General features: G+C 71.0%; 21 protein-coding genes. 12 read left to right on the top strand and 9 right to left on the bottom strand.

Features of this window, described 5'->3' with window-relative positions; translation table 11 throughout:
• Positions 1-98 precede the first annotated feature (98 nt).
• The 4 genes from ACTVZO_RS26430 to ACTVZO_RS26445 all read left to right on the top strand — a co-directional run bounded on the left by ACTVZO_RS26430 (position 99) and on the right by ACTVZO_RS26445 (position 3,998).
• Positions 99-1,691, top strand: coding sequence for an MDR family MFS transporter (locus ACTVZO_RS26430; RefSeq protein WP_443300727.1), 1,593 nt, complete (start codon positions 99-101; stop codon positions 1,689-1,691).
• Between the two features lie 172 nt (positions 1,692-1,863).
• Positions 1,864-2,694 carry a polysaccharide deacetylase family protein gene (locus ACTVZO_RS26435; protein ID WP_443300728.1) on the top strand — a complete coding sequence of 277 codons (831 nt, stop codon included), beginning with the start codon at positions 1,864-1,866 and terminating at the stop codon, positions 2,692-2,694.
• 134 nt (positions 2,695-2,828) lie between these two features.
• On the top strand, positions 2,829-3,158 hold the full coding sequence (locus tag ACTVZO_RS26440) for a nuclear transport factor 2 family protein (RefSeq protein WP_443300729.1): 330 nt from the start codon (positions 2,829-2,831) through the stop codon (positions 3,156-3,158).
• 201 nt (positions 3,159-3,359) lie between these two features.
• Positions 3,360-3,998, top strand: coding sequence for a hypothetical protein (locus ACTVZO_RS26445; RefSeq protein ID WP_443300730.1), 639 nt, complete (start codon positions 3,360-3,362; stop codon positions 3,996-3,998).
• Between the two features lie 207 nt (positions 3,999-4,205).
• On the opposite strand, the gene ACTVZO_RS26450 is transcribed toward ACTVZO_RS26445, so the two are convergent.
• From ACTVZO_RS26450 to ACTVZO_RS26460, 3 genes are all read right to left on the bottom strand, one after another.
• Positions 4,206-5,489: an extracellular solute-binding protein gene (locus ACTVZO_RS26450; protein ID WP_443300731.1), complete on the bottom strand. Its 1,284-nt coding sequence runs from the start codon at positions 5,487-5,489 to the stop codon at positions 4,206-4,208.
• A 265-nt stretch (positions 5,490-5,754) separates the two neighbouring features.
• Entirely contained in the window at positions 5,755-6,372 is a 618-nt protein-coding gene (locus ACTVZO_RS26455; protein WP_443300732.1) for an SMI1/KNR4 family protein, read from the bottom strand.
• A gap of 59 nt (positions 6,373-6,431) precedes the next feature.
• Entirely contained in the window at positions 6,432-6,782 is a 351-nt protein-coding gene (locus tag ACTVZO_RS26460) for a DUF192 domain-containing protein (protein ID WP_443300733.1), read from the bottom strand.
• Positions 6,783-6,888: 106 nt separating this feature from the next.
• Here ACTVZO_RS26460 and ACTVZO_RS26465 point away from each other — a divergent pair, with 106 nt between their 5' ends.
• The gene (locus tag ACTVZO_RS26465) at positions 6,889-7,626 is read left to right on the top strand and encodes a prepilin peptidase (RefSeq protein ID WP_443300734.1); all 738 of its coding nucleotides are present in this window, start codon (positions 6,889-6,891) and stop codon (positions 7,624-7,626) included.
• A 131-nt stretch (positions 7,627-7,757) separates the two neighbouring features.
• On the opposite strand, the gene mgrA is transcribed toward ACTVZO_RS26465, so the two are convergent.
• Positions 7,758-8,795, bottom strand: a complete 1,038-nt coding sequence (gene mgrA / locus ACTVZO_RS26470) for an L-glyceraldehyde 3-phosphate reductase (protein ID WP_443300735.1) — start codon at positions 8,793-8,795, stop codon at positions 7,758-7,760.
• A gap of 125 nt (positions 8,796-8,920) precedes the next feature.
• Between mgrA and ACTVZO_RS26475 the strand changes: the two genes are divergently transcribed.
• The 6 genes from ACTVZO_RS26475 to ACTVZO_RS26500 all read left to right on the top strand — a co-directional run bounded on the left by ACTVZO_RS26475 (position 8,921) and on the right by ACTVZO_RS26500 (position 14,608).
• Positions 8,921-9,682, top strand: coding sequence for an isoprenyl transferase (locus ACTVZO_RS26475; protein ID WP_443300736.1), 762 nt, complete (start codon positions 8,921-8,923; stop codon positions 9,680-9,682).
• Positions 9,683-10,017: 335 nt separating this feature from the next.
• Entirely contained in the window at positions 10,018-11,334 is a 1,317-nt protein-coding gene (locus tag ACTVZO_RS26480; RefSeq protein WP_443300737.1) for a PhoH family protein, read from the top strand.
• A 427-nt stretch (positions 11,335-11,761) separates the two neighbouring features.
• Positions 11,762-12,457: a transglycosylase SLT domain-containing protein gene (locus ACTVZO_RS26485; RefSeq protein ID WP_443300738.1), complete on the top strand. Its 696-nt coding sequence runs from the start codon at positions 11,762-11,764 to the stop codon at positions 12,455-12,457.
• A 116-nt stretch (positions 12,458-12,573) separates the two neighbouring features.
• Positions 12,574-13,917, top strand: coding sequence for an AI-2E family transporter (locus tag ACTVZO_RS26490; protein ID WP_443300739.1), 1,344 nt, complete (start codon positions 12,574-12,576; stop codon positions 13,915-13,917).
• Positions 13,907-14,146 (top strand): hypothetical protein, encoded by a 240-nt coding sequence (locus ACTVZO_RS26495; RefSeq protein ID WP_443300740.1) that lies wholly within the window; start codon positions 13,907-13,909, stop codon positions 14,144-14,146. Before ACTVZO_RS26490 ends, ACTVZO_RS26495 begins: the two co-directional genes overlap by 11 nt.
• 18 nt (positions 14,147-14,164) lie before the next feature.
• The gene (locus tag ACTVZO_RS26500) at positions 14,165-14,608 is read left to right on the top strand and encodes a hypothetical protein (protein WP_443300741.1); all 444 of its coding nucleotides are present in this window, start codon (positions 14,165-14,167) and stop codon (positions 14,606-14,608) included.
• 57 nt (positions 14,609-14,665) lie between these two features.
• On the opposite strand, the gene ACTVZO_RS26505 is transcribed toward ACTVZO_RS26500, so the two are convergent.
• Both ACTVZO_RS26505 and ACTVZO_RS26510 read right to left on the bottom strand, forming a co-directional pair.
• Positions 14,666-15,205 carry an alkyl hydroperoxide reductase gene (locus ACTVZO_RS26505; RefSeq protein WP_443300742.1) on the bottom strand — a complete coding sequence of 180 codons (540 nt, stop codon included), beginning with the start codon at positions 15,203-15,205 and terminating at the stop codon, positions 14,666-14,668.
• Between the two features lie 3 nt (positions 15,206-15,208).
• Complete coding sequence (locus ACTVZO_RS26510) at positions 15,209-15,763, bottom strand: peroxiredoxin (protein WP_443300743.1); 555 nt, start codon at positions 15,761-15,763, stop codon at positions 15,209-15,211.
• 135 nt (positions 15,764-15,898) lie between these two features.
• Here ACTVZO_RS26510 and ACTVZO_RS26515 point away from each other — a divergent pair, with 135 nt between their 5' ends.
• Complete coding sequence (locus tag ACTVZO_RS26515) at positions 15,899-16,849, top strand: LysR substrate-binding domain-containing protein (RefSeq protein WP_443300744.1); 951 nt, start codon at positions 15,899-15,901, stop codon at positions 16,847-16,849.
• A 48-nt stretch (positions 16,850-16,897) separates the two neighbouring features.
• On the opposite strand, the gene ACTVZO_RS26520 is transcribed toward ACTVZO_RS26515, so the two are convergent.
• Genes ACTVZO_RS26520 through ACTVZO_RS26530 form a run of 3 tightly spaced genes read right to left on the bottom strand, consistent with a single transcriptional unit; the run spans position 16,898 to position 20,444 of the window.
• The gene (locus tag ACTVZO_RS26520) at positions 16,898-19,240 is read right to left on the bottom strand and encodes an ABC transporter permease (RefSeq protein WP_443300745.1); all 2,343 of its coding nucleotides are present in this window, start codon (positions 19,238-19,240) and stop codon (positions 16,898-16,900) included.
• The gene (locus tag ACTVZO_RS26525; RefSeq protein ID WP_443300746.1) at positions 19,237-19,923 is read right to left on the bottom strand and encodes an ABC transporter ATP-binding protein; all 687 of its coding nucleotides are present in this window, start codon (positions 19,921-19,923) and stop codon (positions 19,237-19,239) included. Before ACTVZO_RS26525 ends, ACTVZO_RS26520 begins: the two co-directional genes overlap by 4 nt.
• Positions 19,920-20,444, bottom strand: a complete 525-nt coding sequence (locus ACTVZO_RS26530) for a PadR family transcriptional regulator (RefSeq protein WP_443300747.1) — start codon at positions 20,442-20,444, stop codon at positions 19,920-19,922. Before ACTVZO_RS26530 ends, ACTVZO_RS26525 begins: the two co-directional genes overlap by 4 nt.
• Positions 20,445-20,623 lie beyond the last annotated feature (179 nt).

Genomic DNA, 20,623 nt, shown 5'->3' on the forward strand with positions numbered 1-20,623 from the left:
GCCCGGCTAGTTACGGGTCTACCTTAATGCTGGACTAGCCGGGCGGCAAGTAAGGGCCGCTCGGCGCGTACCGCACGGTGACGGCCAGGGGAGGGCGCATGGTGGACACGGTCAATTCTGCCGGGACTTCGGGGGATGCGAAGCCGCGGAGTGTGGGGGTCGTCCTGGTGGCGGTCATGATCGCGATGTTGCTGGCTTCGCTGGACACGATGATCACCAGTACGGCGATCCCGACGATCGTGGGTGAGCTGGGCGGGCTGGAGCACCTGTCGTGGGTGGTGACGATCTACACGCTGGCGACGGTGGCCTCGACTCCGTTGTGGGGCAAGGCCGGTGACATGTACGGCCGCAAGGGTGTCTTCCTGACCTCGGTGGTCATCTTCCTGATCGGGTCGGCGTTGTGCGGCGCGGCGCAGGACATGGGGCAGCTGATCGCGTTCCGTGCGGTCCAGGGCCTGGGCGGCGGGGGTCTGCTGGTCGGCGCGATGTCGATCATCGGGAGTCTGATCCCGCCGCGTGAGGTCGGCAAGTACCAGGGTCTGATGGCGGCGGTCTCCGCGCTGTCGATGATCGGCGGCCCGCTGATCGGCGGTGCGATCACCGACTTCCTGGGCTGGCGCTGGGCCTTCTACATCAACCTGCCGCTGGGCCTGCTGGCCCTGGTGATGGTCTCGCTGGTCCTGCACCTGCCCAAGACCGCCGGCGGCCCGCGCCCCAGGGTCGACTACCCGGGTGCGGCGCTGCTGACCACCGCGATCACCTCGACGGTGCTGGTCACGACCTGGGGCGGCACCGAGTACGCCTGGGGCTCGGTCCAGATCGTCACCCTGATCGCCCTCGGCGTCCTGTCGAGCGCGGCGTTCCTCTACGCCGAGACCCGGGCCGCCGAGCCGATCCTGCCGCTGCACGTCTTCCGCAACCGCAACTTCAGCCTCATCGCCCTGATCGGTTTCCTCGTCGGGTTCGTCACCGTCGGCGGCGTCTTCTACCTCCCCCTGTTCCTCCAGACCGTCCAGGGCGCCTCCGCCACCAACTCCGGCCTGCTCCTGCTGCCGCTGCTCGCCTCGATGCTGACCGTCTCGATGATCACCGGGAAGATCACCAGCAACACCGGCCGCTACAAGGTGTTCCTCGTCACCGGCGGCGCCCTGGTGGTGACCGGGCTGGGCCTGCTGGCCACCATGGACACCCACACCCCCCGCCCGCTGTCCGCCCTCTACATGGCGGTCCTCGGCGCCGGTATCGGTTTCCTGATGCAGATCACGATGCTGGTCGCCCAGAACAGCGTCGAGCTGAAGGACATGGGCGTGGCCTCCTCGACCACCGCCCTGGGCCGCACCCTGGGCGGCGCGTTCGGAGTCGCCCTGATGGGCACCCTGTTCACCACCCAGGTCACCAGCGCGATGACCGGCCGCCTCGGCCCGCAGGCCGGAGCCCTCAACTCCGCCCAGCTCGACGCCGCGAGCCTGGCCACCCTCCCCGACACCGTCCGCGAGGCCTACCGCCACGCCGTGGCCATCGGCACCCACTGGGCCTTCCTCGTCTGCGCCGCCATCGCCGTCCTCGGCTTCATCGCCGCCGTCTTCATCAAGGAAGTCCCCCTCCGCGGCACCAACCCCACCCCAACCGAGCGAGCAACGGACAAGAGTGACGAAAGGGCCCCCGCCCTGCAGGAGTCCGCAGCCCACTGACTGAGCGCATCCCAGCGACCGGCCGGAATCGGCCGGCCGCACGCGTTCGGCGAGGTCTCACCGACCTCATCCGTCCCATTAGTTGGATTTTATGGACCAATGGCCTGGAACCCGCCTCTTGTGTCGAACGTCCTGATCCACAGAACGCTGACGAAGCGGATGGGGAGTGGACATGGGGTTCTGGACGCGCATGAACGAGAAGGGCATCCGGGCCCGCGCGGTGGTCGCGGCTTCCGCCGTCGTCGTGGCGGCGACGGCGTGGGGCGTGACGAGCGCGCTGGAGTCGGGGCACGGGCCCGCGCACCAGAACGTCTCCCGGCAGCAGGAAACCGGGAACCAGGGGCAGGGCGGGCAGCGGCAACCGCAGGGGATACCCGAGGGCATAGCCCACGCCTCGGAGGGAGGCGGGAACGCCGTCAACATCACCATCGACGACGGCCCCGACCCGCGCTGGACCCCCGAGGTGCTCGACGTACTGAAGAAGTACGACGCGAAGGCGACCTTCTGCATGATCGGGCCGCAGGCCAAGGCCCACCCCGACCTGGTCAAGAAGGTGGTCGCGGCCGGCCACCGGCTCTGCGACCACACCATGAACCACGACACGGGCATGGACAAGAAGCCCGTCGCCTACCAGGAACAGCAGATCCTGGACGCGAAGCGGCTGATCGAGGAAGCGGCGGGAGCCGGCGCGAAGGTCGACTACTACCGGGCCCCCGGCGGCGCCTTCACCCCCGACAGCCGGCGCATCGCCGCAGCGCACGGGATGCGCCCGCTCGGCTGGAACGTGGACACCAAGGACTTCTCCAAGCCGGGCGCGGCCGCCATCGTCGACACCGTCAAGCGCGAGATCGGCAACGGCCCCACGGTGCTCTTCCACGACGGCGGCGGCGAGCGCACCCAGACCGTCGAAGCCCTCGACCAGGTGCTGGCCTGGCTGAAGGACCAGGGCCGGCCGACCGGCTTCCCGGTCCACACCGCCCCCGAGTCTCCCGACGCCTCCTGATACGACGGCTCCTGACGCGACGCCTCCTGACACGCCGTCCGGCAAGCGAACGGGTGAGGGTCGACGACGTGGCCGGGCCCCGGGTGTTCCCTGGAGGGGCACGTGCCCACGACCCGCCCGATCAGGAGGCCCCCGTGACCATCGCCCCCGCCAAGCTGTCCGACCCCGTCGTCGGAGCCTTCGTCAGCGCCGTCAACGCGCACGACAAGGAGGCCTTCCTCGCGGTCCTCACCGCGGACGCGACCATGTCCGACGACGGATCCGACCGCGACCTCGGCCAGTGGGTCGACAAGGAGATCTTCGGCTCGGGCGGCCACATGAACGTCCAGTCCGAGTCCGACGGCGGCCGCGCCCTGGTGGTCGACTACCGCAACGACACCTGGGGCGAGATGCGCACCGCCTGGCGCTTCACCATCGCCCCCGGCGGCGGCAGGATCAGCCGCTTCGAGACCGGCCAGGCCTGAACCACCGCCGTCAGGAAGAGACCGGATGGTCTAGTTCCGGTACGTCGTCCCGCATCGGCCCCGCCACCGCCCTCGGTCCTCGTACCGGTCCCCGTGCAACGGGAGCCGACCATCCGGCAGTCCGGGCGACGGGCGCTCCCGTACGGGTGAAAGCGGGCCCGGTGACGTTCCGGCCCGCTGCGGGGTCCCGTTGGACCGGGCATGAAGCGCACCCGCATGGCAGCTCTCGCCCTCGCCACCACCGCGGCGGCCCTCGCCCCCGCCCTCGTCCAGCAGGCCACCGCCGCGGACGGGACGGCCTACCTCCAGGACCCGGCCGGAGGCGAGAAGTCCATGAAGTCGAAGTGGACCAAGGACGACATGCACAAGGTGGAGGCGCAGTTCCGCTTCCACACCGGAGTCCAGTACGAGATGGTCACCCGCCCCGGCCCGTCCGGCGCTCCGGACTACGAACGCCGGGTCCCCGACCCCGACACGCTGGCATGGCAGCCGTCGTACGAGTTCGCCTGGTCGGTGTCGGACTCGAAGCTGGTGAAGAAGGTGGTGACCACCAAGGACGACACGCACCAGATCGAGGTGCACGCCGTCCTGCGCACGGCCAAGGGGGCCACGGTGGGGGAGGTCCGCCGGAAGCTGGACAAGAAGCCGGCGACGGGGCGCGAGAAGGTCGCGGGCGGCAAGCGGATCGCATGTGACACCGGGGAGTACACGGTGGACTGGTCGGTGACCCGCTCGGGCTACGGGACGCTCTCGGGCTCGCTGCGCTGGGACTCCAGCTGCGAGCAGCACCGGAAGGCGTTCTCCCCGGACCACGGAAAGCAGGGTCAGCAGGGGCGGTAGGAGCGGTAGGGCCGGCAGGGGCGGTAGGGCCCGCAGGGTCAGCCGGGGCGGGGGCGCCGGGGCCGGGGGTGAGGCCGGCCGCCCTGCGCACCTTGTGGGTGCTCGGCGGGCGACGGGGCCGACGGCCTCGGATCGAGGGCCGTGGGGCCATCCTGCCGCACGGGGTGGTCTGCGGCATGGGGCGAAGGTCCCGTGTCACGGGGTCCTTCAACGCTTCTTCGAAGCCTCGTTCGCCTGGGACGCGATGTCCTCGAGGACGGTCTTCGGGTCGGAGTTCGGTTCGACCGCGCGTCCGATGTTGCGCTTGATGGTGTCGCTGACGCTCACCCAGGACGGGTCGTTGACCGGGTAGAGCTGGGCGCCGTAGAGCGCGGACAGGAACAGCTGGTCGGTCTTGTCGAGGCCGCCGCCGGCCGGGGTGCGCGAGGCGGTGACGGTGGACGGCAGCAGGTGGTAGCGGTTGGCGAACTCCGAGAGGTTCTTGTCCTGGTAGACGAAGTCCAGGAACTTGCCGATCCCGGCGCGCTTGCCGTTCTGCTTGAAGGCCATCATCCAGTCGGCCACGCCCACGGTCGGCGGGATCTCCCCGGTGCCGAGCGAGTCCGAGACCGGCATGGACACGGTGCCGACGCCGATGCCCTTGGCGCGCGCCTCGTGGGCGAGCGAGGGGTAGCCGTTGAGCATGCCGACCTCGCCCCGCAGGAACGCGGCGAAGGCGTCGGCGCGGTTCAGCTGGGACGGCGGGGTGGGGCCGGTGAGGCCCGGGGCGACCAGCTGCTCCTTGACCCAGCGCCAGGTCTCGACGTTCGAGTCGGAGGCCAGGCTGTAGTTGCCGCTGCTGTCGGCGTAGCCGCCGCCGTTGCTCAGCTCCCAGATCATCGCCTCGGCGTGCGCCTCCTCAGGGCCCAGGGGCAGGGCGTACGGGAACTTCACGCCCTTGTCCTTGAGTGCCTTGGCAGCGGACTTCAGGTCCGACCAGGTCTTGGGAGCGGTGACCCCGGCCTTGGTGAACAGAGCCTCGTTGTAGAAGAGCAGGCGGCTGCTCGCCACGAACGGCAGGCCGTAGAGGGTGCTGCCGACGGTGCCGGCCTCGGCGAGCGGCTGGAGGAAGTTCGCCTCGCGGGCGACCGAGAGGAGCTCGTCCGCGGAATAGAGCTTGCCCTGGGCCGCGAAGTCGGAGTAGGAGCCCATGAGCGCGATGTCCGGCGCCTTCCCCGCCTTGACCATACGGGAGACCTCGCGGTCGATGTCGGCCCACGGCAGGAGCTTGACATCGACCTTGATTCCGGGATTGGCGGCGGTGAAATCGGTGGTCACCCTGTCCCAGAACGCCTTTGAACTGGTGGCCGGAGTGTCGCCGTATTCGGCGGCCACGAGGTGCAGCGTGCCGCCGTCACCTGCGTCACCGCCCGAACTGCCACATCCGGCCAGAGGTATCAGCAGACCCAGTACGACCGTGGAGGCGGCCGTGCCGAAGATTCTTCGTCCCACGGGTGTATTCCCCTGATTTTCTTTTGGATCCCATTACTACTTATGAGTTGCTCCGGGCTGGGGTGTCCCTCCATGGCCCGTTGGCCGGAATTCTCTCCCGAAAATGGGGTGGCTGATTCCGTTGGGGTGCACTTGTGGTCAATGCTCCAACAGGGGCATTTCCGGATGGTGTTTTCCGATATGTGATCCACGAGGCGGACGCGCGTAGACATACCGAAAAGCCCGTTTCCGGTGCCGGAACGGGCTCGGGGGTGTGACGGGAACGTCAGTCGGCGAATTCGCCCGCGTACGGGTCCGGTTCGCCGGTCTCGGGGTTGCGGCCCTCCTGCCACCTGCGCTGGGCCTTGCGCCAGTGGACGAAGCTGAGGTGGCCGCCGTCCCAGAAGGTGATGCTGACCGGGCTCACGTCGAACTCGTCGGAGCAGAGCCGGTAGAGGAACTCGGCCATGCCGTACGGGTACACGGCGAAGGAGTCGGCGGTGTGCCGCCCGCACACCAGAACCGGCCACCGGTCCGGGTCGGGGTCGGAGGTGAGCCAGCACAGGATGTCGGAGCCGCCGGTGACGCCCCAGGCGATGATCGCCTCCGGGTCCACGTCGAAGGCGGCCCGGCCGCCCTCGGCCTCCCACAGCTGACGGGCGTTGTCGGTCTCCTCGGCCATCTCGGCCGGGTCCCACTGGAGTCCCGGCTTGGGGAGGGGCAGCAGGATGCTGGCCTCGCCGTTGATGGAGCCCGCGCCGAAACGGCCCATGAAGGCGACGAAGTCCGCCGGGAACCGGGTGCCCCAGGCCGCCTCGGCGCTCTGCCAGTCGATGTCCTCGTCGGCGCCGTGCGTCGCCGGCATGATCTGCTCCAGCGCCTTGATCCGCGCGTTCTCACTCATGCCGCTCCCCTGACACCCCAGCTCAACCGCCCCAACCTACCGCCGAGGCGTGACCTCCACTAGGACCTGTCCACGCGCACGGTGGTGCCCGGCCGCAGTCCCCAGCCGGCCATCGCCCCGGCCGCCGCCTCCAGGACGTGCCGGGCGCGGGGCCGGGGCAGCCCCAGGCGGCCCCTGGGCATCGTCACCACGGCCAGGACGCGGAGGTTCCGGTCCAGGTACGCCACGTCGATCGCGAAGCGCATCCGGAAAGTGTGCACGCTCGCCGCGGGGGTGAGTAGCATCGCCCCCGCGATGCCGTCCCGGCCGAGCAGGCCGCGGGTCCGGGCGCCGTACGAGGCGGCGACCTCCAGCGGCACCGCGACCGGGCCGATCCTGAGGGTGGCCGTGCCGTCCTGCCAGTTCGACATGGACGCAGCCTAGGTCCTGCGGAGCGGGGCGGGGCGGGCGGGGCGGGCGGGGCGGGGGGTGCCCGCGGGCTGGTCCGTGGGTGGAGGTTGGGCCTACCTTTGGCGGGTGGGTGTCTTCGGGGTTGTCGTGGCCGCCGGGTACGGGGGCGTCGTGGGGCTGTTGCTGCCGCGGGCCCTGTGGCGGCTGTCCGTCGGGGCGGGGGAGCCCTGGCGGGACCGGTGTCCGGAAGGGCACGTGGTGCCCGGGTGGATCGGTCCGGCCCGCTGCCGGATGGCCGCGGGGGCCGGGGCTCCGCACGGGTACGGGCGGCGGGCCGTGCCGCTCGCCGTCCTCAGCGGGGCGGTGTGCGCCGTGCTCGGGGCCGCCGTGGGCGCGCGGCCCGAGGTCCTGGCCTATGTGGGGCTCGCCCCGGTGCTCGTGCTGCTCGTCCTCGTCGACCGCGCGGTGCACCGGCTCCCCGACGTACTGACCCTGCCGCTCGCCGCCGCGGCCGCCGCCGGGCTGGGGGCCGCGGCCCTCCTGCCCCGCGCCGCGGGCGACTGGCGGCTCGCGCTGTTCGGCGGCGGCCTGCTCGCGACCGGGTATCTGGCGCTCTTCCTGATCCACCCCGCCGGGATGGGGTTCGGCGACGTCAAGCTGGCGATCTCGCTGGGGGTCGCTCTTGGGTGGTACGGGTGGGGGGTATGGGTCGCCGGGGCCTTCCTGGGCTTCCTCTACGGGGCCCTGTACGGCCTCTTCCTGTTGCTGCGCGGCTCGGCGACCCGCAAGGACGGCTTCGCCTTCGGCCCGTTCATGGCCGCCGGAGCACTCACCGGAGTGCTGCTGGGCGGTTTCGGAGCGTAATCGTGGCGCGGCAATGCAGGCATCTCGCTTTACGAAGGGTTATGGTGGAACCCCCCCCTCGGGCCGGTCCGTATCCCCCCCACGGACCGGCCCGTTTTTTGTTCTCCGCCCCCTGCGGGCATCCGCGCAGGTCAGCCGCGCTGGGCCCAGAGGTTGGTGCCGGGGGTGGACACCGCGAAGGAGTCGATCTCCTTCAGCTCGGCCTCGGACAGCGGATCGGCCGCCAGCGCGGCCACGTTCTCCTCCAGCTGCCGCACGCTCGACGCGCCGATCAGCGCCGAGGTCATCCGGTCGTCGCGCAGCACCCACTTGAGCGCCAGCTGCGCCAGCGACTGCCCGCGCCGCCCGGCGATCCCGTTCAGCCCGCGCAGCCGGCGGAGCACCTCGTCCGACAGCAGGTCGGGGCTCAGCGACTTGCCCTGGGTGGCCCGCGAGCCCTCCGGGATCTCGTTGAGGTACTTGCCCGTCAGGAGCCCCTGCGCGAGCGGCGCGAAGGAGATGCAGCCCATCCCGGCGTCCTCGAGGGTGTCCAGCAGCCCGTCGTCCTCGGTCCAGCGGTTGATCATGGAGTACGAGGGCTGGTGGATCAGCGGGCGCACCCCCATCCCGCGCAGGATCCGGACCGCCTCGGCCGTCTGCTCCGCGGTGTACGAGGAGACGCCGACGTAGAGCGCCTTGCCCTGCTGGACCGCGGACGCCAGGGCGCCCATGGTCTCCTCCAGCGGGGTCTCCGGGTCGAAGCGGTGCGAGTAGAAGATGTCGACGTAGTCCACGCCCATCCGCTTCAGCGAGGCGTCGAGCGAGCTCAGCAGGTACTTGCGGCTGCCCCACTCGCCGTACGGCCCCGGGTGCATCAGGTAGCCGGCCTTGGTGGAGAGGATCAGCTCGTCGCGGTGGGACGCGAAGTCCTGGGCGAAGACCTTCCCGAAGTTCAGCTCGGCCGACCCGGGCGGCGGGCCGTAGTTGTTCGCGAGGTCGAAGTGGGTGATGCCGAGGTCGAAGGCCCGGCGCAGGATCGCCCGCTGGGACTCGAGCGACTTGTCGTCACCGAAGTTGTGCCAGAGGCCGAGGGAGATGGCGGGGAGCTTGAGGCCGCTGTGGCCCGTGCGGCGGTACTCCATGGAGTCGTAGCGCGCGGGCTCTGCCCGATAGGGATTGGTATCAGTCACGTTGTCCTCCCTATCACGGAGCTGTGACAGACCGAGTTGGGTACCCCCTCCCACCGCGCAGTAATGTGGCGCACTCGGGGGACCGCAATTCGCACGGGGGCATTGCACGGAGGGGCTGGAAGATCGTGAAGCTGCGCGACCTGGTGTACAGGCTCTACGCACGCCGGGTGGAAGGCCGCCTCGACCATGACGCGGCGCCCAAGCACATCGGCGTCATCCTGGACGGGAACCGGCGCTGGGCGAAGGCCTCGGGGAGTTCCACGGAGCAGGGCCATCAGGCCGGAGCCGACAAGATCTCCGAGATGCTGGGCTGGTGCACCGAGACGGACGTCGAGGTCGTCACCCTGTGGATGCTGTCCACGGACAACCTGGACCGGCCTGAGGTCGAGCTCCGCCCGCTGCTCAACATCATCGAGAACACCGTACGGGGCCTCGCCGCGGACGGCCGCTGGCGCGTCCACCACGTCGGCAACCTCGACATCCTGCCCGCGCGGACCCAGACCGTGCTGAAGGAGGCCGAGCAGGCCACGCACGACGTCGGCGGAATACTCGTCAACGTCGCCGTCGGCTACGGCGGCCGCCAGGAGATCGCCGACGCGGTCCGCTCGCTGCTGCTGGAGCACGCGCAGAAGGGCACCTCCTTCGAGGAGCTCGCCGAGATCCTGGACATCGACCACATCGCGGAGCACCTCTACACGCGCGGCCAGCCCGACCCGGACCTCGTGATCCGCACCAGCGGCGAGCAGCGGCTGTCCGGATTCATGCTGTGGCAGAGCGCGCACTCCGAGTACTACTTCTGCGAGGTCTTCTGGCCGGCCTTCCGCAAGGTCGACTTCCTGCGGGCCCTGCGCGACTACGCGGCCCGCCACCGGCGCTACGGCACCTGACCCGCCCGTATTCACCCGGGGTGGTCTCTCGCGCCCCTTCGGTCACCACCGCATCCTGCCTCCCAAGCCTTCACCTGGGATTCACCGAGCGTCAGTCATATGCCATGGCATGGCCTGGCCTGATCGGGGAATACCACTTTCAGGTCGATGCCCGATCCACGGGTGTCGAGTCTCAGCGGACGGCATGGGGCCGTCCGCCCGGGAGGCCCTTTGCACCAGGACGCACGTGCGGTTCGCACGGACGGAGTGGAGGGCCGGGAATCGGCCCTGGCATGGGTGCCGATGACCGGTCCGGTCTTCATGGCCCGACCTCTTCCGAGGGGGTACGTCCTTCCGTGGTGACCAGCACAAAGCGCCGCCTGCCCGACAGGCGGACCTACGTCCTCGACACCAGCGTCCTGCTGGCAGACCCCAACGCGATCTCCCGCTTCGACGAGCACGAGGTCGTGCTCCCGATCGTGGTGATCACCGAGCTGGAGGCAAAGAGGCACCATCCCGAACTCGGCTACTTCGCGCGCCAGGCCCTGCGCCTGCTCGACGACTTCCGGGTCCGGTACGGACGCCTCGACGCCCCCATCCCACTGGGCGATCTGGGCGGCACCCTGCGCGTCGAGCTCAACCACTCCGACCCGGGTGTCCTGCCCGCCGGCTTCCGACTGGGGGACAACGACTCGCGGATCCTCGCGGTCGCCCGCAATCTCCAAGCCGAGGGCTACGACGTCACGGTGGTCTCGAAGGATCTCCCACTGCGCATCAAGGCCTCCTCCGTGGGGCTGATCGCGGAGGAGTACCGCGCGGAGCTCGCGATCACCGATGCCGGCTGGACCGGCATGAGCGAGCTCGCCCTGTCCGGCGAGCAGGTGGACCTCCTCTACTCCGAGGAGCGCCTGTACGTCCCGGAGGCGGCCGAACTCCCCGTGCACACCGGGCTGGTCCTCCAGTCCGAGCGGGGCAAGGCGCTGGGCCGCGTGACGGCCGACGGCAACGTGAAGCTCGTACGGGGCGACCGCGAGGCCTTCGGGCTGCACGGCCGCAGCGCCGAGCAGCGCATCGCCCTCGACCTCCTGCTCGACCCCGAGATCGGGATCATCTCGATGGGAGGCCGGGCGGGTACCGGAAAGTCGGCGCTGGCCCTCTGCGCGGGCCTGGAGGCGGTGCTGGAGCGGAGGCAGCACCAGAAGGTGATGGTCTTCCGGCCGCTGTACGCGGTGGGCGGGCAGGAGCTCGGCTACCTGCCGGGCGACCAGGGCGAGAAGATGAGCCCCTGGGCGCAGGCCGTCTTCGACACCCTCTCCTCGGTCGCCGGGCGCGAGGTCATCGAAGAGGTGCTGAACCGCGGGATGCTGGAGGTCCTGCCGCTCACGCACATCCGCGGCCGTTCGCTGCACGACGCCTTCGTGATCGTGGACGAGGCGCAGTCGCTGGAACGGAACGTCCTTCTGACCGTTCTGTCCAGGATCGGCGCGAATTCGCGGGTCGTTCTGACCCACGACGTCGCCCAGCGGGACAACCTGCGGGTCGGCCGGTACGACGGAGTCGTCGCCGTCGTCGAGAAGCTGAAGGGTCATCCGCTCTTCGCGCACATCACCCTGACGCGTTCGGAACGGTCCCCGATCGCCGCGCTCGTCACCGAGATGCTGGAGACCCTCTGACCCCGGCAGGGGGCTGAAACGGTCAAAAATCCCATAGCGGGAAAGTGAGTTGGCGCCGCCCGGCAAAGGCCCGAGAGCCTAGCCGGGCGGCGTCGTGCTGCACAGCCCTTTGGCCAAACCAACGGTGCCATGCCAGGTGTGACCTTTCCCACGCAACGCAGAATTGCCCTGCGGTGTCGAGGTCCGGCAGAGTCTGTTTTCCGTCAGGCCCCACATACGGCACTCCTGTATCTCCCGTGAGGTACGCAGCACCACACAACTCCACAGCCGATTGCCGTATGCCGCCCGGAGTTTCACGCGGCAGCCTCCGCAAGGAGCCGCTGTCCACGGGCCCGCGTCTCCAGTGACCCCAGAACCACGGAGGCCAGTGTCGAGGGGCACTCTTGCGCCCGCTCGGTCACTGCGGACGCTGCTGGAAGGACACCGTGTGAGCCGGATCTCGGTTCGGGGCTTCGCAGTGGCTTCGGCCACCGCGGTCACCACCGTCGGCGCAGTCGTGGGCGTTGCCACCGGCGACCCCACCTCGAACGATCTCGAGACGACCGCGTCCGGGGCGACCCTCCTCACTGACATCCCGGTCGGCGACCAGGCCCAGGTCCAGACCGCGTCCCTGACGCAGCAGGCCGACACCATCGCCCACGCCGCCGACGCCGACGCCAAGCGCTCGGCCGAGGAGGCCGCCCGCCTCCAGGCCGCCGAGGACGCCAAGTCCAAGAAGGCCGAGGCGCAGAAGGCCGCGGACGAGAAGGCCAAGAAGGAACGCGAGGCGAAGGAGGTGGCCAGCCGCTCCGCCGCCCGCGACGCCGGAGACTTCGCCGTCCAGAGCTCCTACACGGTCGCCCAGGTCAAGGCCATCGCCCAGCAGATGGTCCCGGCCGGCCAGTTCCAGTGCTTCTCGAACATCATCAACCAGGAATCCACCTGGAACTACCTCGCCGTGAACAAGTCCTCGGGCGCGTACGGCCTGGTCCAGGCGCTCCCGGGTTCGAAGATGGCCTCGGCCGGTGCCGACTGGCGCACCAACCCCGCCACGCAGATCAAGTGGGGCCTGAACTACATGGAAGACCGGTACGGCAGCCCGTGCGGAGCCTGGAGCTTCCACCAGGCCAACGGCTGGTACTAGGCGACACCGCCGCACCCGCTCGACCCCGGAGAGCCCCGCACCGTCCGACGGTGCGGGGCTCTCCGCGTGTACGGTCTTTCGAGGCGTGATCAGTGGGGCGGGGGGAAGGGATCGACATGGCGAAGAGGGAAGGCTGGCTCGGCCGGCTCGGGAGCAGGCTGAACCGGATGGAGGCGCGGCTCGACGAGCGGCGCGCCGAAGTCGAGGCCGAGTCCAGGGGCGACCTGCCGCACCCGGCCCCCTCCGACCGGGAGCCGGCTCCGGCCGCCGCGGCCGTACCGGGCCCCGCGCCCGCCCCGGCCTACCCCGAGCGCCCCGATCCGGTGAGCGTGGTCCCGTGGGGCATGCGGGTCGCCGCCGAGGTCAGCTGGCGGCTGCTGCTCCTGGCCGGGATGCTCTGGGTGCTGATGAAGGTGATCAGCGAAGTCCGCCTGGTCGTCCTCGCCTTCGCCGCCGCCATGCTGGTCACCGCGCTGCTCCAGCCGTTCGTGGTCCGGCTGCGCAGACTGGGCCTGCCCCGGGGGCTGGCCACCGCCGTCACCGCGATCCTCGGCTTCGTGGTCATCGGACTCGTCGGCTGGTTCGTGGTCTGGCAGGTCATGGAGAACCTCGACGACCTCTCCGACCGGGTCCGCGACGGCATCAACGAACTCAAACTCTGGGCGCTGGACAGTCCGTTCCACGTGACCGAGAAGCAGATCAACGACATCGCGAAGAACCTCAGCGAGACCATCGGCACCAACACCGAGCAGATCACCACGGCGGGCCTGCAGGGCGTGACCGTACTGGTCGAGGTGCTGACGGGCATTCTGCTCGCGATGTTCTCGACGCTCTTCCTGCTCTACGACGGCAAGCGCATCTGGCACTGGACGCTCGCCCTGGTCCCGGCCACCGCCCGGCCCGGCGTGGCGGGAGCCGGTCCGCGTGCCTGGCGCACGCTGACCGCGTACGTACGGGGCACCGTCCTGGTCGCGCTCATCGACGCCATCTTCATCGGCCTGGGCATCTACTTCCTGGACGTGCCGATGGCCGTGCCGCTGGCCGTCTTCATCTTCCTGTTCGCCTTCATCCCGCTGGTCGGCGCGGTGGTCTCCGGGGCGCTCGCGGTGGTCGTGGCGCTGGTGACCCAGGGCGTGTTCAGCGCCCTGATGGTGCTGCTGGTCGTGCTGGCGGTGCAGCAGATCGAGGGGCACGTGCTCCAGCCCTTCATCCTGGGCCGGGCGGTACGGGTGCACCCGCTCGCGGTGGTGCTCTCGGTGGCCGCGGGCGGCCTGATCGCGGGCATCGGGGGAGCGGTGGTCGCCGTACCGCTGGTGGCCGTCACCAACACGGCGGTGGGCTACCTGCGGGCGTACTCGCGCGAGCAGCACCACATGGGGCACGGAGCGGTCGGCCCGGGCCCGCACGGGGCGACGGCCCTCGGCTCGGCGACGCGGGAGGCGGGCAACGGTGATCAGTGAGCCGGAGCTGGACGGGGAGTGGGGGCCGGAGCGGCCGGCCGAGCCGGCCGAGCAGGGCGCCGGGGAGCGGCCGTTACAGCGGCCCGCCGCCCGCCCGTGGCTGTGGGCGCTGGGCGGGGCGGCGCTGGCCTCGGCGGTGTGGGCGGGGGCGCCGGCCGCGCAGGATCGTTTCACCAGTGAGCCGAGGATCTCGTACCGGCACACCGAGGAGCTGTGCGCGCAGACGTAGCTGAAGGCCCTCGCGACCGTGGCCGGGGGTCTGGACGAGCGGCTGGACCGGCACGGGGAGCACCCCGCCCTGGACTGGGCCACCTGCGACTACGGCGGGCAGTGGGACGGCGAGGGGCTCGCCTACTACGGCCTCGTGGAGATCGAGCAGCACAAGAAGACCGATCCCGCGGCGGAGTTCGGGGTTGGCGGGGCGGGCGATCCGTGGATCGGTCCGGAGACCGACGAGCTGCGGCAGGTGCCCGGCCTCGGTGAGCGGGCGCTGCTCCACGGCTACATGTCGGCGTCGCGGCTCGAGGTGCTCGACGGCGGCACCGTGCTCACGCTCACCGTCCAGTGGCACGGCGACGACCCGGGCGGCGGGGGCAAGACGGCCGAGCGGGCCGCGGCCGACGAGGACGCGGTGGCGGCGGCCATGATCGAGGACATGCGGGCGCTGATGGCGGCGCTGAGGAAGGGCTGAACGCGCGGGGCCCCGCGGCCGGGATCGGCAGCGGGGCCCTTTGCTTCGTACGGGTGACTACTCGGCGGCCAGGGCCGCTTCCGCGTCGAGGGTGACCGCGACGGCCTGGATCACCGAGGCGACCTTGAAGGCCTCCTGGACGGTCTCGCGGTCGACGCCGGCCTTGCGCAGGACCTGCTCGTGCGAGTCCAGGCACTGGCCGCAGCCGTTGATCGCGGAGACCGCGAGCGACCACAGCTCGAAGTCGACCTTCTCCACGCCCGGGTTGCCGATGACGTTCATCCGCAGACCCGCGCGCAGCGTGCCGTACTCCGGGTCGGAGAGCAGGTGCCGGGTGCGGTAGAAGACGTTGTTCATCGCCATGATCGCGGCAGCGGACTTGGCCGCGGTGTAGGCCTCGGGCGACAGGTTCGCCTTCGCCTCCGGCTCCAGCTCACGCAGGACGCGCGGGGAGCGGGCGGCGATCGCGCAGGACAGCACGGTGCCCCACAGCTGCTGCTGCGACAGGGTGCTCTGGTTGCCGATGACCGAACCCAGGTTCAGCTTCAGGTCCTTGGCGAAGTCCGGTATGGCGGACTTGAGGGTGTCGAGGGACATCCGTCACTCACCGGCCAGCAGCGCGCCGGCGTCCAGGGTGCCCTCGCCCTTGTTCCAGTTGCAGGGGCACAGCTCGTCGGTCTGCAGGGCGTCGAGGACCCGCAGGACCTCCTTGGGGTTACGGCCCACGGAACCGGCGGTCACCATGGTGAACTGGATCTCGTTGTTCTGGTCGACGATGAAGACCGCGCGCTGGGCGAAGCCGTCCTCGCCCTGGATGCCGCACGCCTGCATGAGCTCGTGCTTCGAGTCGGCCAGCATCGGGAAGGGCAGGTCACGCAGGTCGGCGTGGTCCTTGCGCCAGGCGTGGTGGACGAACTCGGAGTCGCCGGAGACGCCGAGGATCTGGGCGTCGCGGTCCTGGAACTCCTCGTTCAGCTTGCCGAACGCGGCGATCTCGGTCGGGCAGACGAAGGTGAAGTCCTTCGGCCAGAAGAACACCACGCGCCACTTGCCCTCATAGGTCTTGTGGTCGATCTGCGCGAACTCGTTACCGGCCTCGAGCGAGACGCAGGCGGTCAGATCGTAGGTGGGGAACTTGTCACCGACAGTGAGCACGTGCTCTCCTTGCGAACAGGAAAGTGACCCTTTTGGGGGCTTTCCAAAGGGGTTGGACGGATCTCACATGCTGGCACAGCTGCATTGATTACGGAAATAGCTACACTTGAGTCCGGTGATCGGAGGTGCCTATCAGTGGCTGCTGGTAACAGGGGAGCGAAGCAACCCACGCTGGCGCAGTTGCGCGCGTTCGCGGCCGTCGCCGAGCACCTGCACTTCCGGGATGCCGCCGCCGCCATCGGGATGAGCCAGCCGGCGCTGTCCGGGGCGGTGTCCGCCCTGGAGGAGGCGCTCGGGGTGCAGCTGCTGGAGCGGACCACCCGGAAGGTGCTGCTCTCCCCGGCGGGCGAGCGGATCGCGGCCCGGGCGCGGGTGGTGCTCGAGGCGATGGGCGGGCTGCTGGAGGAGGCCGAGGCGGTACGGGCGCCCTTCACCGGGGTGCTGCGGCTCGGGGTGATCCCCACCGTGGCGCCGTACCTGCTGCCGACCGTGCTCGGGCTGTTCCACCGGCGCTACCCGCGGATGGACCTCCAGGTCCACGAGGAGCAGACGGCCTCGCTGCTGGAGGGGCTCTCCGGCGGGCGGCTCGACCTGCTGCTGCTCGCGGTGCCGCTGGGCGTGCCCGGTGTCACCGAACTGCCCGTCTTCGACGAGGATTTCGTGCTGCTGACGCCCCGCGAGCACCCGCTGGCCGGGCGCCGGGACATCCCGCGCGAGGAACTGCGCGGCCTCCAGCTGCTGTTGCTCGACGAGGGGCACTGCCTGCGCGACCAGGCCCTGGACATCTGCCGGGAGGCCGGGCGGCGCGAGGGCGGGGCGGACGTCACCACGACCGCCGCCGGGCTGTCCACGCTGGTCCAGCTGGTCGCCGGAGGGCTCGGCGTGACGCTGCTGCCGCGCACCGCGCTGCGGCTGGAGACCACCCGCAACGAGTACCTCGCCACCGGGTACTTCGCCGAGCCCGCGCCGACCCGCCGGATCGCCCTGGCCATGCGGACGGGGACGGCCCGCCAGGAGGAGTTCCGGGCGGTCGCGGCCGCGCTGCGGGAAGCCGTACGCCCGCTCCCGGTGTGGCCGACCGACTGAACCGGCGGGCCGCCGCGGGGCGGGCGTACGGGGCTGCTCCGTGCGCGGCTACTCCGTGCGCAGGCCGTCCGGGCGCATCAGGCGCAGCAGCAGCGGCAGGCTCAGCGCGGTGACCACCGCCACCACGCCCGCGCCCACACCGGTCATGCCGGCCACCGACAGCCAGTCGATCCGTACCGGTGCCGCGGCCATCCGCGTCAGGACGGCGCCCAGGCCCACCCCGAACACGGCGGCCAGGCCCAGCCCCAGGCCGATCGGCAGGGCGGTCTGCCACAGCACCGACAGGCTCAGCGTGGAGCGCTTGGTGCCGAACGCCACCAGCGCCGACAGCAGCTTCTTGCGTTCGCGCAGCTGCTCCAGCTGGGAGACCAGCAGGCTCGACCCGATGAGGATCAGCACGGCGGTGGCGCCGAAGAACAGCCCGGTGCGGATCGCCGAGTAGTCGCCGTCCCGCTTCGTGGCCCTCAGCGTCATGGCCGTGGACAGCGGGGACGCCTTGAAGACGGCCGTCCGGGCCCGCTCCAGCCCGTCCGGCACCGACTCGTCGGCCTGTACGTAGATCTGGGTCGATCCGAAATCGCCGTACCCCCGGGGGGCCGCCGACGGGGTCACCAGCAGGCCGGAGCGCAGGTTGCCGGTCGGGTCAGGGCGGCTGGCGACCGCGCGGGCGGTGGCGGGCACGGTCCATTCCACGGGCTTGGCCGTGTCGGAGTAGCCCATCACGTTGCCCACGAACAGCTTGTCGCCGGCGGCGGCCGTGCCGCCGTACGGGCCGCGGTGGCCGGTCTCCTCGCCGGTGGCCAGGAAGGCGTCACCGTCCTTGCAGGAGCCCAGCTCGGCGACCTCGCGCAGCGCTTCGCAGCTGCCGATGGTGACCTCGACGGCGTTGCTCTGCTCCGGGACCTCGTGCGAGGCGCTGACGGAGCTCAGCGGCACGGTCTTGACGATGCCCTCGGACCGGGCGACCTGACGGGCCAGCCCGTCCACGTCGGTCGTGGTGCCGTGGTCGATCAGGATCGAGACGGCGGCCCGGGAGGGGTCCTGCCCGGTCTCCTCGGTGTAGTCGCCCTCGACGCCGGCGAACAGCATCTGCAGGGCGATGGCGCCCGCCACCGCCACCGCGATGCCGTTGACGAGCCGGGCGGCGCCACCGCTGTTGACCTGGAGGCGGCGCACGGCCAGCTGCCAGGAGACCGGGCCGCCGGACATCCGGCCGACGACCCGCTCCAGCACCCAGGGCAGCAGGACCGTGATGGCGACCAGGAGCAGCACCACACCGGCGCTGACCTGCCACTGGTTGAAGTTCCCGCTGTCGTTCCCGCGGCCCGTCATCGGTACCAGCAGGCCCAGTCCGGCCAGCGGCAGCAGCAGCCGCCACCAGACGCGGCGCTTGCGCGGCCGGGCCGTCCGTACGACGCCCAGCGGCTCGATCACCACGCCGCGCAGCGCGAACAGGGTGACGGCGACGGCCGCGGCCGGCACCGCGACCGCGACGAGCACGGCCAGCCATGCGCTCGGGTCGAGGTCGGCGGGGAAGAGGCTGCGCCGCTGGAGCTGGAGGCTGCCGACGAGCCGGCGCCCGATCAGGAAGAAGCCGGTGCCCAGCACGAGCCCGGCCAGTGCCCCGGCCAGGGCCTCGCCCGCGGCGATCCGGCGGACCATGTGGCCGTCGGCGCCGACCAGGCGCAGGGCCGCGAGCCGGCGGTCGCGGCGCTCGCCGCCGGAGCGGACGGCGGCGGCGATGAAGACGGCGACCGGCAGCAGCAGGGCGACGAAGGTGAGGACGACCAGCAGCAGCAGGACCGGGCTGAGCCGCTCGGTGGGCTGCCGTTCTCCGAACGCGGCGATGCGCTCGACGCGGTGCGAGGTCTCGGCGGCCGCCGACAGCCGGTCGCTGCCCGCGTAGAAGAGCAGGTCGCCGGGGCCCGTCAGGCCGGCGTCGGCGATCGTCTCGGTGATCCGTCCGTCGAGGCGCTCGCGCAGCAGCCCGCCGTCCGGGGCGGCCAGCAGCTTCTTCAGGGCGGGGGAGACCGCCATCTCGCCGGGGCCGGGGACCTTCCTCAGGCCCGGCGGGACCGGGGCCCGCGGCCCCTCCGCCTGGAGCAGCCGGCCCTCGATGTCCTTGCCGTGGTACGTCTGGTTGGCGCGCGCGGTCAGCAGGGTGTTCGGCGCGGCCTGCTCCGCGGAGGAGGTGATCGTGCTGCGGGCGTAGCCGCGCTCGGCGCGGGCGGCGAGCGCGCCGGGGACCGCGGTGCTGATGAGCAGCAGTGCGACGCCGAGGCCGACGCCTATGCCGGTGAACAGGGTGCGGGTCCAGCCCTCGCGGCCGCCGGCGAAGGCGAAGCGGGCGCCCATGCCGAGATCGCGGGACCAGGTCTGGAGCTTGCTCATACGAGGCGCTCCATGTCGCGGGACTTGCCGTCGCGTACGACGATCTCGCGGTCGGAGTAGGCGGCCACCCGGGTCTCGTGCGTGACGAGGACGACGGCGGCGTTGGCGGACCGGGCGGCCTCGGTGAGCAGCTGCATGACCAGCTCGCCGTTGAGGGAGTCGAGGGCGCCGGTGGGCTCGTCCGCGAAGATCACCCGGGGCTGGGTGACCAGAGCGCGGGCGACCGCCACGCGCTGGCCCTGGCCGCCGGAGACCTCGCCGGGCCGCTTGGAGGCCAGGTCTTCCACCTGGAGGCGCTCCATCCAGTGCAGCGCCGTCCGCTCGGCCTCCTTGCGCTTGACCCCGGTCAGGCGCAGCGGGAGGGCGACGTTCTCGACGCAGGTCAGCTCCGGTACGAGCTGCCCGAACTGGAAGACGAAGCCGAACTCGCCGCGGCGCAGGGCGCTGCGCTCGGCGTCGTTCATGGCGGACAGCTCGCGGCCGGCGTAGGTGATGGTGCCGGAGTCGGGCGGGACGATCCCGGCGAGGCAGTGCAGCAGGGTGGACTTGCCGGAGCCGGAGGGGCCCATGACGGCGACGACCTCGCCGGGGTGGATGGAGAACTCGGCGCCGTCGAGGGCCCGGGTGGGTCCGTACTCCTTGCGGAGGCCGGTGGCGCTGAGCAGGGAACCGGCCGGGGTCATCGGCGTACCTCCCGGGCGAGCTGGTCGAGCCGGGCGGCGGTGAGCTCCAGCCACCGCAGGTCCGCCTCCAGGTGGAACAGGGCGTGGTCGCAGACCAGTTGGTCGGCGAGGTCGCCCTTGCGCTTGCGCTGGGTCAGGATGCGCATGAGGCGCAGGTGCTCGGCGCGCTGGGTGTCCAGCAGCTCGGCCGCGCTGCGGCCGGTGAGCAGCGCGAGGACGACCTTGGTGTACAGGGTCGAGTGGAGGTACGGCTCGGGCTTCTCGGGCTGGGAGAGCCAGGTCTCGACGTCGGTGATGCCGGCGTCGGTGATCGCGTACCGCTTGCGGTCGGGACCGCCGCCGCTCTCTATCCCGTCGACCTCGACGAGGCCGTTCTTCAGGAGCCGGGACATGGTCGAGTAGACCTGCCCGTAGGCGAGGGGGCGGTCGTGGCCGAACTTCTCGTCGAAGGCCCGCTTGAGGTCGTAGCCGTGGCGGGGGCCGGCCTCCAGGAGGCCGAGCAGGGTGTGACCGATGGACATGCCGGTGACTCTACACGGGGTGTATACGCTCGATGTATACCCCCGGTGTAGAGAGGACTTTCGTCCTGCCGGGCGGGCCGTGCACCGGGACTTTCGCCCCGCACCCCGCACCCCGCACCCCGGGTCCGGGGCGCGGGGCCCGGACCCCGGGTGCCGGTGGCCGGCCGCCGGGTTCCGCC

Source organism: Streptomyces sp. IBSNAI002 (assembly GCF_052244475.1).
Classification (GTDB): domain Bacteria; phylum Actinomycetota; class Actinomycetes; order Streptomycetales; family Streptomycetaceae; genus Streptomyces.

What these genes read in the sequence shown, in the direction of transcription:
- ACTVZO_RS26430 (WP_443300727.1), top strand. Translation starts at nt 99, where the DNA reads ATGGTGGACACGGTCAATTCTGCCGGGACTTCGGGGGATGCGAAGCCG.
- ACTVZO_RS26435 (WP_443300728.1), top strand. Translation starts at nt 1,864, where the DNA reads ATGGGGTTCTGGACGCGCATGAACGAGAAGGGCATCCGGGCCCGCGCG.
- ACTVZO_RS26445 (WP_443300730.1), top strand. Translation starts at nt 3,360, where the DNA reads ATGAAGCGCACCCGCATGGCAGCTCTCGCCCTCGCCACCACCGCGGCG.
- ACTVZO_RS26455 (WP_443300732.1), bottom strand. Translation starts at nt 6,372, where the DNA reads ATGAGTGAGAACGCGCGGATCAAGGCGCTGGAGCAGATCATGCCGGCG.
- ACTVZO_RS26460 (WP_443300733.1), bottom strand. Translation starts at nt 6,782, where the DNA reads ATGTCGAACTGGCAGGACGGCACGGCCACCCTCAGGATCGGCCCGGTC.
- ACTVZO_RS26490 (WP_443300739.1), top strand. Translation starts at nt 12,574, where the DNA reads ATGGCGAAGAGGGAAGGCTGGCTCGGCCGGCTCGGGAGCAGGCTGAAC.
- ACTVZO_RS26505 (WP_443300742.1), bottom strand. Translation starts at nt 15,205, where the DNA reads ATGTCCCTCGACACCCTCAAGTCCGCCATACCGGACTTCGCCAAGGAC.
- ACTVZO_RS26520 (WP_443300745.1), bottom strand. Translation starts at nt 19,240, where the DNA reads ATGAGCAAGCTCCAGACCTGGTCCCGCGATCTCGGCATGGGCGCCCGC.
- ACTVZO_RS26525 (WP_443300746.1), bottom strand. Translation starts at nt 19,923, where the DNA reads ATGACCCCGGCCGGTTCCCTGCTCAGCGCCACCGGCCTCCGCAAGGAG.
- ACTVZO_RS26530 (WP_443300747.1), bottom strand. Translation starts at nt 20,444, where the DNA reads ATGTCCATCGGTCACACCCTGCTCGGCCTCCTGGAGGCCGGCCCCCGC.